This is a genomic window from Paraburkholderia sp. BL27I4N3, from assembly GCF_003386115.1.
Classification (GTDB): domain Bacteria; phylum Pseudomonadota; class Gammaproteobacteria; order Burkholderiales; family Burkholderiaceae; genus Paraburkholderia.
The window spans coordinates 6,700,065-6,714,215 of sequence record NZ_QREJ01000001.1 but is presented as its reverse complement, the minus strand read 5'-3'; the positions used below and the strand labels follow the sequence as shown (position 1 = coordinate 6,714,215).

General features: G+C 60.2%; 12 protein-coding genes and 1 pseudogene. 2 read left to right on the top strand and 11 right to left on the bottom strand.

Annotated features, from left to right (window positions below):
- Positions 1-3: 3 nt before the first annotated feature.
- Positions 4-1,446 (bottom strand): diguanylate cyclase, encoded by a 1,443-nt coding sequence (locus tag B0G71_RS30535; RefSeq protein ID WP_116149010.1) that lies wholly within the window; start codon positions 1,444-1,446, stop codon positions 4-6.
- A gap of 462 nt (positions 1,447-1,908) precedes the next feature.
- Here B0G71_RS30535 and B0G71_RS30530 point away from each other — a divergent pair, with 462 nt between their 5' ends.
- Positions 1,909-2,871 (top strand): chromate resistance protein ChrB domain-containing protein, encoded by a 963-nt coding sequence (locus B0G71_RS30530; RefSeq protein WP_116146462.1) that lies wholly within the window; start codon positions 1,909-1,911, stop codon positions 2,869-2,871.
- Positions 2,872-2,985: 114 nt separating this feature from the next.
- The gene (gene chrA / locus B0G71_RS30525) at positions 2,986-4,329 is read left to right on the top strand and encodes a chromate efflux transporter (RefSeq protein ID WP_106279178.1); all 1,344 of its coding nucleotides are present in this window, start codon (positions 2,986-2,988) and stop codon (positions 4,327-4,329) included.
- A 38-nt stretch (positions 4,330-4,367) separates the two neighbouring features.
- Here the strand turns inward: chrA and B0G71_RS30520 are convergent.
- From B0G71_RS30520 to B0G71_RS30475, 10 genes and pseudogenes are all read right to left on the bottom strand, one after another.
- A pseudogene (locus B0G71_RS30520) lies at positions 4,368-4,794 on the bottom strand (M24 family metallopeptidase); the annotation flags it as partial.
- Between the two features lie 111 nt (positions 4,795-4,905).
- Positions 4,906-5,739 (bottom strand): AraC family transcriptional regulator, encoded by an 834-nt coding sequence (locus B0G71_RS30515; RefSeq protein ID WP_116146461.1) that lies wholly within the window; start codon positions 5,737-5,739, stop codon positions 4,906-4,908.
- An 85-nt stretch (positions 5,740-5,824) separates the two neighbouring features.
- Complete coding sequence (locus B0G71_RS30510) at positions 5,825-7,333, bottom strand: DHA2 family efflux MFS transporter permease subunit (protein ID WP_116146459.1); 1,509 nt, start codon at positions 7,331-7,333, stop codon at positions 5,825-5,827.
- Between the two features lie 186 nt (positions 7,334-7,519).
- A complete protein-coding gene (locus B0G71_RS30505) occupies positions 7,520-8,197 on the bottom strand; it encodes a glutathione S-transferase (RefSeq protein ID WP_116146457.1) in 678 nt (225 codons plus the stop codon).
- A 73-nt stretch (positions 8,198-8,270) separates the two neighbouring features.
- Complete coding sequence (locus tag B0G71_RS30500; RefSeq protein ID WP_116146456.1) at positions 8,271-9,494, bottom strand: dienelactone hydrolase family protein; 1,224 nt, start codon at positions 9,492-9,494, stop codon at positions 8,271-8,273.
- Positions 9,495-9,523: 29 nt separating this feature from the next.
- Positions 9,524-11,164 carry an AMP-binding protein gene (locus B0G71_RS30495; RefSeq protein ID WP_116146454.1) on the bottom strand — a complete coding sequence of 547 codons (1,641 nt, stop codon included), beginning with the start codon at positions 11,162-11,164 and terminating at the stop codon, positions 9,524-9,526.
- 79 nt (positions 11,165-11,243) lie between these two features.
- A complete protein-coding gene (locus B0G71_RS30490; protein WP_116146453.1) occupies positions 11,244-11,639 on the bottom strand; it encodes a RidA family protein in 396 nt (131 codons plus the stop codon).
- Positions 11,636-12,079, bottom strand: coding sequence for a thioesterase family protein (locus tag B0G71_RS30485; protein WP_116146451.1), 444 nt, complete (start codon positions 12,077-12,079; stop codon positions 11,636-11,638). The genes B0G71_RS30490 and B0G71_RS30485 overlap by 4 nt, the downstream gene beginning before the upstream one ends.
- Entirely contained in the window at positions 12,076-13,284 is a 1,209-nt protein-coding gene (locus B0G71_RS30480; protein ID WP_116146450.1) for an acyl-CoA dehydrogenase family protein, read from the bottom strand. Before B0G71_RS30480 ends, B0G71_RS30485 begins: the two co-directional genes overlap by 4 nt.
- A 1-nt stretch (position 13,285) precedes the next feature.
- The gene (locus tag B0G71_RS30475; protein WP_116146448.1) at positions 13,286-14,137 is read right to left on the bottom strand and encodes an enoyl-CoA hydratase family protein; all 852 of its coding nucleotides are present in this window, start codon (positions 14,135-14,137) and stop codon (positions 13,286-13,288) included.
- Positions 14,138-14,151: the final 14 nt, after the last annotated feature.

Here is a 14,151-nt window from a genome sequence, read left to right as displayed (position 1 = left end):
CCATCAACTCTGCGGTTGGTCCTGTGGAACAATATCGCCCGCGGCGACGACGGCATTCCTTCCATTCCTTTTGGCCGCGTACAGCGCCAGATCAGCTGAATTCGTCAATTCATCTAGTGACGATGGAAGTGAGCGTCGACCAGTCGCGCATCCAATACTCACCGTGAAATGTGGAATTGCTTCGAATGGTATTGCCGGAGGACCACAGTCAACTTCCTGACGGATAGCTTCAGCGATCTTAAGTGCTCCCGCTTTGTCCGTATGAGGCAGCACGACAACAAACTCTTCCCCGCCATATCGCGCAGCGAGATCGCCACGACGACGCACGTGTCGATTGATACATTCCGCGAGGTGTTTCAATGCAATATCACCTTGAGCGTGACCGTGCCTGTCGTTGTATTGTTTGAAGTTATCCGCATCGACGAACAGCAGCGACAAAGAACCATCGCTGCGCTGCAGTGTTGCCCACTCGTTTTCGAGGGCATGGTCGAGAGCACGGCGGTTCTTGAGCCCTGTAAGCGAGTCGGTTCGCGATAGCTCCTTGAGCAGTACCTGAGCCTTTGCGTGGTCCCGCAATGCAAAAGCAAGGAGCCAGACCACCGCGCAGAACGCAAGGCTGACAGACAACGCGGAGATTCCGACTATCCATGTCAGTCGTTTCCAGGATGCCAGTACGTCAGTTTCCGCCGGCGCGACAACGGCGATAAGCGGCGTTCCGGGAACCCGCTGGAATGTATACAGGCGTACGACTCCGTCCGAGATCGAGGGGGCAGCATAGAACCCGGAATCATGGTTCACCATATGCGGAAACGTCGGTGACTTACCCACGTTGACCAGCCTGGCATTGCTCATTGCGGGATTTCTGGCCACCAGCGTACCGTCCGTGCGGACGATCGCAGTGACACCGTTTGGCCCAACGTCCAGTTTTGCGAGCAGTTGATTGAAGTATTCGACGTCAATGGCAACGATCGCCACTCCGGCGAACGACCCGTCTGGCCGGTTCATTCTTCGCGTCATCGCAATTGACTGCGCCCCCGGCCGCGACCGCGGCCGGTAGACGGATGACACATAAAGGCCAATATTCGCCGAATTGCGATGTGCAATGAAATAGTCACGGTCGCTGAAATCCCAATTGTGGGCGCGCGAGCAGCAGCCGTCGGTCAGATGACCCCGATCATCTGTAATTCCCATGCCGGTGACGTACTCAGCAGCGGTTCGATCAAACAGCAATTCGTGACGTAGGTCCGGATCCATAGCCTGGATGGCGGGATTGTTCAGCGACGCTACCAGAGTGCGAAGGGACGTGTCAGACGTTTCAATGGTTCGGGCGATGTTGCTGACCAGAACGGCGGTGACGTTTCTGGACATTTCATGAGCATGTTCGACAGTCGTGTCACGAGCGGCCAGAAGCGTGAGCACGCTGATTGCCATTACGGCCACGGCCATCAGGCTGGCTAGAGCACCGACGATCAAGGGGTGTCGGCCCGCGAGAACAGCCAGTTTTCCGGTGGTGATAGAAAAAGACACGTTAATGTTGTCGTGAGAACACTCGGTCCATACGTCGTCGTCGCGCAGTCGTGGCGAGAATGTCGACTTGGTGCAGCGGGTCCAGCGGCAAAGGATTGCCCGAGTGTCGTGGCTAGCCGATGACCAGGTTTACGGCAAAGGCAGTAAAAAGTAGAGACTACGGCGCTTCTGCAGGACAATTTTACCGCACCCGCCGACGGCAAAAATGGCCAGGAGCGCAACTGGAGCACTGCGCCCGCGCAGGCTTGGCCGTCACTGGATTCGGCTCGAAAGACGAGCTATCGGCCGGTTCCAAAGGCGCTACCACCGAGCGCCAAACGCTATTACGACAGAATTAAAATATATTTGTATCGATATCAACAAGCATGTAGATTACGTTACATGAATGAATTCACCGACTGGCTACTTCTCGTGCTGTCGCTGCCGACGGACAGTGCGACGGCGCGCATGCGGTACTGGCGCGCGCTGAAGGCAAAAGGCTGTGCGGTCCTGCGCGATGGCGCGTATCTGCTCCCTGCCGCGGGAGAGGCGGGGATGGCTGAAATGTGTGACGGCATCCGACAGGCGGGCGGGGCCGCCTATTTGATGTGGTTTACAAGCCGCGATGCGTCCCAGGAACAGCAATTTCGGACCCTATTCGACCGCGCAGACGACTACGCGAATTTTCAGCGGTCTGTGGAGGATGCCCGGAAAACGCTTGCCAGCATCAGCCTCGCCGAGGCTTCCAGGCTCGTGCGCAAGATACGTAAGGAATTTGAAGCGATTGCCGCAGTTGACTTCTTCCCGAACGACTCATTGGTTCGAGCGCAGTCCGCCTGCCACGACTTTCTCGAAGCTGCGGAAGCCGTGTTGTCTCCAGGTGAGCCACACGAGAGCGAAGGAGCCATTCGCCCCCTGAATCATGACAAGTTTCAGGGGCGCGTTTGGGCGACCCGTCAACATCTTTGGGTTGATCGGGTGGCCAGCGCGTGGCTCATCAAACGTTTTGTTGATAGCAACGCCCGGTTCCTGTGGCTTGCTTTCCCGGGTGACTGTCCTGAGGACGCTGTGGGGTTCGACTTCGATGGCGCGAGCTTCTCGCACATCGACGGCCGCGTGACCTTTGAAGTGCTCGCTGCCAGTTTTGGCGTCGATAGCGAGCCTGGGATGATGGGACTCGCGAACATGGTTCATGCGCTCGATATCGGTGGCCTCGTCGTACCGGAGGCCGCCGGCTTCGAGGCAGTCATGACAGGTGCACGAGAACGCGGTCTGGGTGATGACGACCTCGTTAGCGAAATGGGTCGTGTGCTGGACTCTTTGCTCGCACATTTCGCCGCAACTGAAAAGAGTACGGCTAGATAACGTAGCGGTCGTCCCGACCGCGCCATTGCTCTATTCAATCCAGTCGCACGCCGCAGTCAACAAGTCGAGGCGAAGCCAAAAATGAAACACAGTCAGTTAGAGCATGAGGATGACATGGCTACTACTCGAGAGGCGCCGCCCGAGTCAGTCAGCTTCCGGCAGGCTTTCTGGTATTGGCTTCGCCTTGGTTTCATCAGTTTTGGTGGACCTGCGGGGCAGATTGCCATCATGCATCAGGACCTGGTCGAGCGGAAAAGGTGGATTTCCGAAAAGCGGTTTTTGCATGCTTTGAACTACTGCATGATTTTACCCGGCCCGGAGGCACAGCAACTCGCCACGTACATCGGTTGGTTGATGCACCGGACATGGGGCGGCGTCATTGCCGGGGGTCTCTTCGTACTGCCGTCCCTCTTCATCCTGATAGCGCTTTCATGGATCTACACGGCATTCGGCAGCGTGCCTGCAGTGGCTGGTGTGTTATACGGCATCAAGCCGGCTGTTACCGCCATTGTCGTGTTCGCGGCTTACCGCATTGGCTCTCGCGCCTTGAAGAACGCCTGGCTATGGGCAATTGCAGCGGCCGCGTTCCTCGCTATTTTCGTATTGAATTTGCCATTTCCCGTCATCGTCCTGGTCGCGGGCATCATCGGTTACTTTGGCGGTAAGTATGCCCCGACCAGGTTCGCTGTTGGCGGAGGCCACAAAGCCGGTGACACCGCCTTTGGCCGCGCAATCCTCGACGACGACACACCGACGCCCAGACACGCGCTCTTCACATGGAAGCGGTTTGTTGTCGTGTTTGCCGTCTTCGTTCTTATCTGGCTCGTCGTCATCGGCACGCTAACCGCCTTGTATGGCTGGACCGGAACGTTCACGCAAATGGCGTGGTTTTTCACTAAAGCTGCGTTGCTGACGTTCGGTGGCGCATATGCCGTTCTTCCTTACGTCTATCAGGGGGCGGTCGACAACTATCACTGGCTGACCAGTCTTCAGATGATAGATGGCCTTGCCCTGGGGGAGACGACGCCGGGACCGCTCATCATGGTCGTCTCCTTTGTGGGATTCGTCGGCGGCTGGACCAAGGTCGTGTTCGGCCCGGATGCCGCACTCGCATCAGCAATCGTCGCCTCTGTCGTCGTGACGTTCTTTACTTTCCTTCCGTCCTTCTTGTTCATTCTGCTCGGCGGCCCATTCATCGAGACGACTCACGGCAATCTGAAATTCACAGCGCCGCTAACTGGCATAACCGCAGCTGTAGTCGGTGTGATCGTGAACCTCGCCGTGTTCTTTGCCCTTCACGTGCTATGGCCGCATGGGCTGCACGGCGGCTTCGACTGGCCATCGCTGGTGATCGGCTTGAGCGCGGGCGTAGCCTTGTTTCGATTCAAGGTCGGCGTGATATCGGTCATTTTGACTTGCGGCCTTGTGGGTCTCGCGTTGCGCTTGTTTCTGTTTTAAGGAATGCGAACCCAATGCGGCTCACGGCCCTCAAGCCATCAGTTGGGCACCCTTTCTCCAGATCCTGGCGTTAAGACCTGTACGCCCTTTTTGGTCACGGCACGGTGTGTTCAAACTGCGCCGACAGTTGCCCATCGCGCGTGACCACGGTCCAGCCGTCTTCTTCGGTTCGAACAGAACGTTGCCCCTGGTTGATCATGGGTTCGATGGTAAACACCAAGCCTTCCTGCAACAACAGACCCGTCTGCGGCTTTCCCCAATGCCATGTCCGCAATATTCCCGAACGACCGAATAGCCATTTCTGCGAGCGTGCCGCTCGATAGCATGACCCACATCGCCAAGTCTGGCGCCGGGGCGAACGGCCTTGATCCCTTTGCACATCGCTTCGTAGGTCACTTGCACGAGCCGTTTTGCCAGGGGAGACACCTCTCCTACAAGATAGGTATTACTGGAGTCCGCGATGTATATGAGCGGACGCATCGGTCGCATCGCGCTCATCCTTCAGCCGATAGCGCGCTTACCGACGACCCACCCGCCACATGCATCTGCACCGCCGTGACGAGCGGGCGGGGTTCCTCAGATCTTCAACGGCAGCCAGATCTCAAGCCCGCCCATCCCGCTGACGGGATCGAACTTCTCGTCATAGCGCTCAAAATTCGGCGCATCGGCAGGAATATGTCCCGATGCCGGCAGCCACTGATTCCAGATCGTATTCCAGGTGCGCCGGATAGTCGAAATATGCTCGCGATGGCTGAACACCGCATACCGCTGCGGCGAAATACGCAAGCGGCTCAGATCGGCAGGTAATGCCGAAAAGTCACTGACTTCGACGCCGCACAGATAATCGATGTTGCCGCTGTCGTCGGCGTTATAGCAAACGCCATACGCCACATTGCCGACTTGCCCCGGCACTTTGCCGAAGTAGTCGCCAAAACGCTGCCACTGCGACGGAATCGCGGCACAGGTTTCGCTGGTGTAACGCTCGCTCAGGCCCGCGACGAGAAATGCTTTGCCGTCTTCAAAGCGCGGCGGTTCGAGATGGGTAAGCAGGGTTTCGTCCATTTTGATCGGCTCCACGAGGGCGAGATTGTCGAGATGGCCACGCGCGCGCAGCGCGTCGGGCGTGAGCCCGAATTGATCGCGAAACGCACGCGTGAATGCCTCGTGAGAGCCGTAGCCAGCGTCGATGGCGACCGCGAGGATATCCGGTGCGCCGCTCGCCAGCCGACGCGCCGCTTCGCTCAAGCGACGCCCGCGCACGTAGCGCATCACCGAAAACCCCGTGGCCGCTTCGAAGGCGCGCGCCAGGTGAAAACGCGATACGCATCCGCAGTTAGCGATGTCGTCCAGCGTCAACTCGTGGGCAAAGTGGCTTTCGATAAACCACAGCGCTTTTCCAACCGGGTTCATATGGCTCTCATGTCAGCATGGAACCAGCATAGCGAGCGCCAATGCGGGGTGTTTGATCGGGATTGCGGTTTTGCGGAAACGCGTTTTAACAGTTTTCGGTCGCGGCTTTGTTGCCGGTGGCGGTGGAACGTTCGTCCGCGGCCGTCGCGTGGCGACCGTGAGCGTCTTCGTGAGCACCCGCACTACCCGCGTGCCCGGTCCGCAGCAACAAGCCACCCAGAATCCCCGCCACCGCCGCAAAAATCGCCCCAGACAAAAACGCGACGTGATACCCGCTATTCAGCGCCGCCACGGCATTGCCAGATGACGCCTGCATCGCCTGACTCCGCGCCGCGGCCAGACTCGCCAGCACCGCGAGCCCGAGCGCGCCACCCATCATGAACGATGTATTGACGATACCCGACGCGAGCCCCGAATCGCCAGGATCAACATCGCTCATAGCCGCGAGCAGCATCGGATTAAAGGCAATTCCCGCGCCGAAGCCGAGCAGAATCATCCCCGGCATGACATCGAGCACAAAACTGCCGCCAACTGGCGCGCGAGCAAACAACGCAAGACCGCAAGCCGCGACCAGCAGACCCACGGCCAGCGGAACATGCAGCCCAAAGCGCATTACCACCCGCGCCGACAGCCCGAGCGAAAAGAACCCCATGATCAAATTAGCCGGCAGGAACGCAAGCCCGACCTGCAACGGCCGATACCCGAGCACACGCTGCAAATACAGCGCGGACATAAAGAACCACGCAAACATTGCAGCAGCCCACAACACGCCGACTACATTCGCCGTCGCCACATTGCGCAAGCGAAACAAACCGAGCGGCATCAACGGATGCTGCACACGCGATTCGATCACGAGAAACACAATGAGCAGAGCCACCGCGGCAAACAGCAAGCTGAGCGTCTGTGCGGAAGCCCAGCCAGCTTCATTGCCGTTCACAACAGCGTAGACAGCGAGCATCAGCGAAACGGTGACGGACACCGCGCCGGCCACATCGAGCCGCTCGCCGTGCGCATGACCGCGCGCGGACGGCAACAGTGCGACACAGAGCGCGTACACGGCGATACCAATGGGCAGATTGACGAGAAAGATCCAGTGCCAGCTCAGCAAATTGGTAAGCAACCCACCGAGCAACACGCCGATACTGCCGCCACCAGCACACACGAACCCATACACACCCATGGCTTTCGCGCGTTCGCCGGGTTCGGTGAACAGATTCATGATGAGCGACAGCGAGACCGCCGAAACAATGGCGCCTGCTACGCCTTGAACCGCACGCGCACACACCAGCAGTCCTTGCGAATTGGAAATCCCGCAAGCAAGCGATGCCAGCGTAAACAACGTGATACCGATAAGAAACAGCTTGCGATGCCCATACAGGTCGCCGAGCCGCCCGCCTAGCAGCAGACAACCACCGAAGGTCAGCATGTACGCATTCACCACCCACACGAGCGACGTCTCGGTAAACCCAAGATCCGCAGCGATGGACGGGAGCGCGACGTTCACGATCGTCGTATCGAGCACGATCATGAGCACGCCGAGGCACAGCACGATCAGTGCGAGCCAGCGCTTGTTGCCGTGGATGGAATGGGTCATGCGGGCGACTCCTTGGGCATGGTCGATTGGATGCCGAACATGCCGCGGCTGAAACGGATGCCGTGCCAAAAAATGCCGGCGCAGTTCAGACCAACCGTTTGGCAACTCGTTGACGACAATGGGATTTGTCAGTCTAGCACCCGCGGATTTCGGCCCACAACTACGAGTTCCAGGTCGGCGCAACCCTCAATCGCCGCCAAGCAATTCGTACTTGCCGCCACGCTCGAGCGCGCTCTGATATGCCGGCCTTGCATGAATGCGCTTCAGGAAATCGACCACTGCCGGAATCTGGCCTTCCATGCCGCCGCGCGCCGTGCCGGCTTCGAGCGGGAAACTCATCTGCACGTCCGCCGCCGTGAAGTCGTTGCCGACGAACCAGCCGGTCTTGCTCAACTCCTGATTGATATAACCGAGGTGCAGCTTCAATTGCGGATCGATGAAACTCGATTGCAGCGTGCCGGCGATCTTGCGCGCAATCGGCTTCGCGAAAAACGGCATCGGCGCGCTGGCAATCCGCAGCGCCACGAGCTTGAGCAACAGCGGCGGCATTGCCGAACCTTCCGCGTAATGCAGCCAGTACGTGTAGCGTAGCCGCTCCGGCGTGCCCGGTGCCGGCGCAAAACGTCCCTGCCCGTATTTGTCGATCAGATATTCGATGATGGCGCCCGATTCGGCGATCGTCTGGCCGTCGTCGGTAATCACCGGCGATTTGCCGAGCGGATGCACCGCGCGCAACTCGGGCGGCGCGAGCATCGTCTTCGGATCGCGCTGGTAACGCTTGATCTCGTACGGCACGCCGAGTTCTTCGAGCAGCCACAGCACACGCTGCGAGCGGGAGTTGTTCAGATGATGGACGATCAGCATGGGTCGAGTGACGGTGGCGAGTTGAGTGTCACATCATAAGGATGTTGCGCAGAGGCGGGCCTCTAGTCGCGCGTCACACGCGTGATTTGCCGCCCATCAACTGATTCGACGGCAGCGTCTCGTCGAGCAGCTTGCGCGCGCTCTCGATGCCGGCCACCGGTAATCCCTCGGGATTCAGCAAGCCCACCTGCACAAGCACGGAAGCCTGATCCCAATAGATGTGCTCGTTAAAGAGCTTGTCGCCTCGGAAACAAACGACGGCGAGCATGGGTACCTCGAAATACTTACCGGTCGGCGCAACGCCGGGCAGCAACCAGTCGATTTCGCAGCTATGCGTACAGCTAAAAATGAATTCATCGACGATGCGATCCGCGCCGATGGTGCGTGAAATCGGAATCAGCTTCGTATCGACGGGATTCGAGTTGACGAAGTGATGCGTATAGAAACGCTTCAGGTTGTCGTGACCCACGCCGCCGGTCATGGTCGGAACGTGATTGACGTAGGGTTGCGCGACCATGGTCGGCATGACGGCGTCCACGTCGCGCGTGGCGAACTCGTAATAGCAATGCGCTTCCCACAGCGCGTTGAGATCGTAGACCGGGCCGAGCACCTTGCGCAGCAGCGCGAGCGTGCGCGAATACGCCATCATCGCGGCGGGTTTGTCGTATTGCGGGCGCGACGGCGCGGCGAACGCGTGATCGCAACCCGGGTACACGTATTGCTCAATTTGCGGCCGCGTACGCAATGCGGCGCTGATTCGTTCGCGGGTTTCCGCCGGACAGTGCGAGTCGTTTTCAGGGAAGTGAAACACCATCGGGCAGCGAATTGCGGGCACTTCATCCAGATGCGCTTCGAGGCCGACGCCGTAGTAGCTGACCGCGCAATCGACATCGGTGCGCGCTGCACTGAGGAACGCGAGCTCGCCGCCGAGGCAGTAGCCCACCGCACCGACTTTGCCGGCCTGTTCAGGCATGGCGCGCAATGCAGCGACGGTGGCGGCGATATCGTCGATGGCCAGATCCGTGTCGAATTGCCCGAGATAGTCGAGCGCCTGTTTCATGTCGGCTTCGCCATAACCGAGCACGATGCCCGGTTTGATCCGCCAGAACAGATCGGGCACCAGCACCACATAACCTTCTTCAGCGAAGCGGTCGGCCATCGCCTTCATGGTGTCGTTGATGCCGAAAATTTCCTGCAGGAGCACGAGTCCCGGGCCCGACCCTTGCGCGGGGCGCGCGACGTAGGCATTGAAACGGTCGCCATCCTGGGCGACGACTTCGATGAAAGAGGCGGCCATGCGGTGTGTCTCCATGCAGATAGTTTGGGCTATGCCATGGTACGCAACTCGAAACGTTTGAGCTTGCCGGTTTCGGTGCGCGGCAATGAATCGACGAAAACGATGACGCGTGGATATTTATACGGCGCCACGCTATTTTTCACGAAATCCTGCAGTTGCGCGACCAGTTTGTCGTCGCGCTCGTAACCGGGATTCACCACGACGAATGCCTTGACGATCTGCCCGCGAGTTTCGTCCGGCACGCCGATCACGCCGCATTCGGACACTGCGTCGTGTTGCAGCAGGACACTCTCCACTTCGGGCCCGGAGATGTTGTAGCCGGCGGAGACGATCATATCGTCGGCGCGCGCCTGGTAGAACACGTAACCGTCTTCGTCGAGATAGACGGAATCGCCTGGCAAGTTCCAGCCTTCGCGCACGAACTTCTTCTGCCGCTCGTCGGCGAGATAGCGGCAGCCGGTCGGGCCGCGCACCGCCAGTTTGCCGATCGTACCTGGCGCGACCGGCCGCATGTCGTCGTCCACCGCTTGCACGGCGTAACCCGGCACCGCACGGCCGATGGCGTTCGGGCGAATCTCGTCGCCCTGAGCCGAAATGAAAATGTGGATCAACTCCGTGCCGCCAATACCGTCGATCATGTCGATGCCGGTCGCGTCGCGCCATAAACGCCGCGTCGAATCCGGCAATGCCTCACCCGCAGACACGGTCTTCTTCAACGAGGAGACGTCGTGGCGCGCAACCAGCGGCGCCATTTGCCGATAGAACGTCGGCGCAGTGAACATGACGGTCGCATGAAAACGTTCGACGGTCTGCAGCAAAGTCTCAGGCGTGAGCTTCTCGATCAGCACTGTGGACGCGCCCACTCGCAACGGAAAGCACAGCAAGCCGCCAAGTCCGAACGTGAACGCGAGTGGCGGCGTGCCGCAAAAGATATCGCTCGGCGTAGGCTTGAGCACGTGACGCGGAAACAGATCGCACATTGCCACGACATCGCGATGAAAGTGCATGCAGCCTTTCGGCGCGCCGGTCGTGCCGCTGGTGAAGGCGATCAGGCAGACGTCGTCTGCGGCAGTGTCGCACGCGGTGAAGTGGTCGGGCTTGTTGATCGCGAGCGTATCGAGGGAATCAGCGGCGTCGTCGTGAAAGAGGCGCGTTTGCTTCAGGCCCGCGCAGTAAAACTCGTCTTCTGGATCGCTGCAACGTGCGAGTTCGGCGGTCAGGCGCGCGTCGCACAACGCCGCGCCAACTTGCGCTTTCTCGATGATCTGCTTCAATTCCTTGGCGCGCAGAAGCGGCATGGTCGGCACCACGACGAGCCCAACCTTCAGCGCGGCGAGTGCGGTCACGGCCATATGCAGCGTGTTCGGGCCGCGCAGTAAAACGCGGTTGCCGGGCTGCAGTCCCATTTCGTCGACCAGCACGTGCGCGCTGCGATTCACGAGCGCCAGCAGTTCGCCGTAAGTGGTGGCGCGCGGTGTTCCGTCGACATCGGACCAGATTGCCGGATCATCGCGGTGGCCTGCATCGATGGTTCTGTCGAGCAACTCCGTGGCGCAGTTCAGGCGCGCCGGGTACGCGACGTCCGGGTGGTCGAGCAGAAAGACGGGCCATTGATCCTGCGGCGGAAGATTGTCGCGCGCGAAGGTATCGACGTGTGCTGACGGTTCCATCATGGTCTCCCGGGCGTTGAGCCGGCTAAATGCGCTTCGGTTGGCTTGGTGGTTTCGTTTCGTGTGCTCTGTTGCTCGGTTACTGAGGGACCACCGCGGTCCCTTCGATCTCAACTTTCGCTTCATCTTCGATAAGCGCGACCACTTGAACCGCGCTCATCGCAATGTCGTAGTCGCCGATCAACTCGCGAAACGCATGGCCGATGTCTTTCAGCGACGCGAGATATTCGCGTTTGTCGGTGACGTACCACGTCAATCGCACCAGATGCTCAGGCTTGCCGCCCGCTTCATGCAAAACGGCGAGCACATTCTTGAGCGCCTGGATGGCTTGCGCGGCGAAGTCGGTGGTCTGGAAACGCGCCTGTTCGTCCCAGCCGATCTGACCGGCAATGAACACCTGCGTGCCGGTTGCCGCGACGCCGTTAGCGTAACCACGCGGCTTGACCCAGCCGGCGGGGAGAAGAGCTTTTTTCATGAGCGATGCGCCTCAGTGGAGTCGGGCTGTGGGGCGAACGTCGCGAGGGCGCTCGCGATGTCGGCGGGAATGTCGATGGATGTGCCGCGCTCGAGCGACGTCGTGACGAGCACCTGTTTCGCGCGGAAACGCGTTTCGCCGTTGCAATGGCCGACAATATCGACGCTGATCGAACGCCGCCCGATTGCTGTAACGTTAAGGGTCAGCCAGATGGTTTCGCCCATCTGGCTCGGCCGTGAAAACTCGCAATCGAGTTTGACGATCGGCAAACCGAGGCGGCGTTGCGAGATCATGTGCGCGTAGTCGATATGCAGGCCTTCGTTGAACCAGTCTTCGACCAGCGCGTTGGTCATCACCAGATATTGCGGGAAGAACACGATGCCCGCCGGATCGCAGTGCGAGAAACGGATGCGCACGGGCCGTTCGAAAGACGCGCTCATTTGGCGTTGTCTCCGGCAGTCGCGGCAGCGTGCGCTTTCAACAGATCGCGTCCGATAATCAGTTGCTGCACTTCGGTCGCGCCTTCGTAAATGCGCAGCGCTCGAATCTCGCGATACAGCATTTCGACGGCCGTGCCGCTTTGCACGCCCATGCCGCCGTAGAGTTGCACGGCAGCGTCGATCACCTGTTGCGCGCCTTCGCTTGCGTGCCACTTTGCCATCGCGGCTTCGCGCGTGACGCTTTCACCTTGATCGCGCAGCCACGCGGCGCGGTAGACCAGCAACGCGCTGCTGTCGATGGTCAATGCCATCTGCGCGAGTTTCGCCTGTGTCAGTTGAAAATCGCCGAGCGTCTGGCCGAACATCTTGCGCGACGCAGCGCGCGAGATACCTTCGGCCATCGCATGACGCGCGAATCCGAGCGACGCGGCCGCCACGGACGTGCGGAAAATATCCAGCGTGCGCATGGCGAGCTTGAAACCTTCGCCGGGCACCCCGAGCATCTGGCTGCGCGGCACGCGCGCGCCGGCAAAGTGCAAGCGTGCGAGCGGATGTGGCGCGATCACGTCGATGCGTTCCGCGATCTCGAGTCCCGGCGTATCCGCGTCGATAATGAATGCGCTGATGCCGCGCGCGCCCGGCGCTTCACCGGTTCTCGCGAACACCACGTAGAAATCGGCGATGCCGCCGTTGGAGATCCACGTCTTGTCGCCGTCGAGCACGTAGGCGTCGCCGTCTTCGCGGGCGGAGAGCGCCATGGCGGCGACATCGGATCCGGCTTCGGGTTCGGACAGCGCGAACGCTGCGAGCGCCGTGCCATTGGCGACGCGCGGCAGATAGCGGGTCTTTTGTTCGTGCGTGCCGCCGAGCGAGATCGCGCCCGAACCGAGTCCTTGCATGGCCAAAGCGAAGTCCGCGAGGCCGGAGTGTTTGGCCAGCGTTTCGCGCAGCAGGCAAACGGCGCGCGTGTCGATCGTGTCACCGTGGCCGCCGTATGCGACGCCGCCCACGCCATATTTCAGCCAGCCCGCCGCGCCGAGTTCACGCACCAGGTGACGACAGGTTGCATCGACCTCCTTGTGGTCTTCGTGCTTGAGCTTCTCGCGGCACCATGCTTCGATACCTGCAGCCAGCTCGCGATGACGCGGCTCGAAGAACGGCCACGCCAGCGCGCTATGCAGATCCAGTTCGGTGTTGGCGCTCAACTCAATCTCCTTCGAACACCGGACGCGATTTCGCGGCAAACGCACTGTAGGCGCGCTCGAAATCGCGTGTGCTCATGCAGATGGCCTGGGCTTGCGCTTCCGACTCGATTGCTTCGTCGATACTCATGCTCCATTCCTGATGCAGCATCTTCTTGGTGATGCCGTGCGCGAAAGTCGGGCCGGCGACGAGATCGGAGGCGAGCTTGTGCGCTTCTTCAAGTAGCGCGGCGGGTTCGCACAGCCGGTTGTAGAAGCCCCACGCGTGGCCTTCTTCGCCGCTTGCCGAGCGTCCGGTGAAGAGCAGTTCGGCGGCGCGTCCCTGGCCGATGATGCGCGGCAGAATCGCGCAGGCGCCCATATCGCAACCGGCGAGACCGACGCGCGAGAACAGGAAAGCGAGCTTGCTGCGCGCGGTGCCGAGCCGCATATCGGACGACATGGCGAGAATCGCGCCGGCACCGGCACAGACGCCGTCGACCGCGGCAATTACCGGCTGCGGGCAATGGCGCATGGCTTTCACCAGATCGCCGGTCATGCGCGTGAAGAGCAGCAGTTCAGGCATCGGCAGATCGATCAGCGGCGCGATGATGTCGTGCACGTCGCCGCCGGAGCAGAAGTTGTCGCCCGCGCCGTGAATCACGACAGCTTTGACGTCGGTCGCATACGTCAATTGCCGGAACAGATCGCGCAACTCCGCGTACGACTCGAAAGTCAGCGGGTTCTTGCGCTCGGGGCGATTCAGCGTGATCGTCGCGACCTTGCCGGCGACCTGCCAACCGAAGTGCCGCGCTTCGTAGCCGGCTAGCGTGAGGCGATTGCCGGCCAGCAAGGCGTCGGCGTTGGATCGTGTCATGAGTCTCTCTCCGC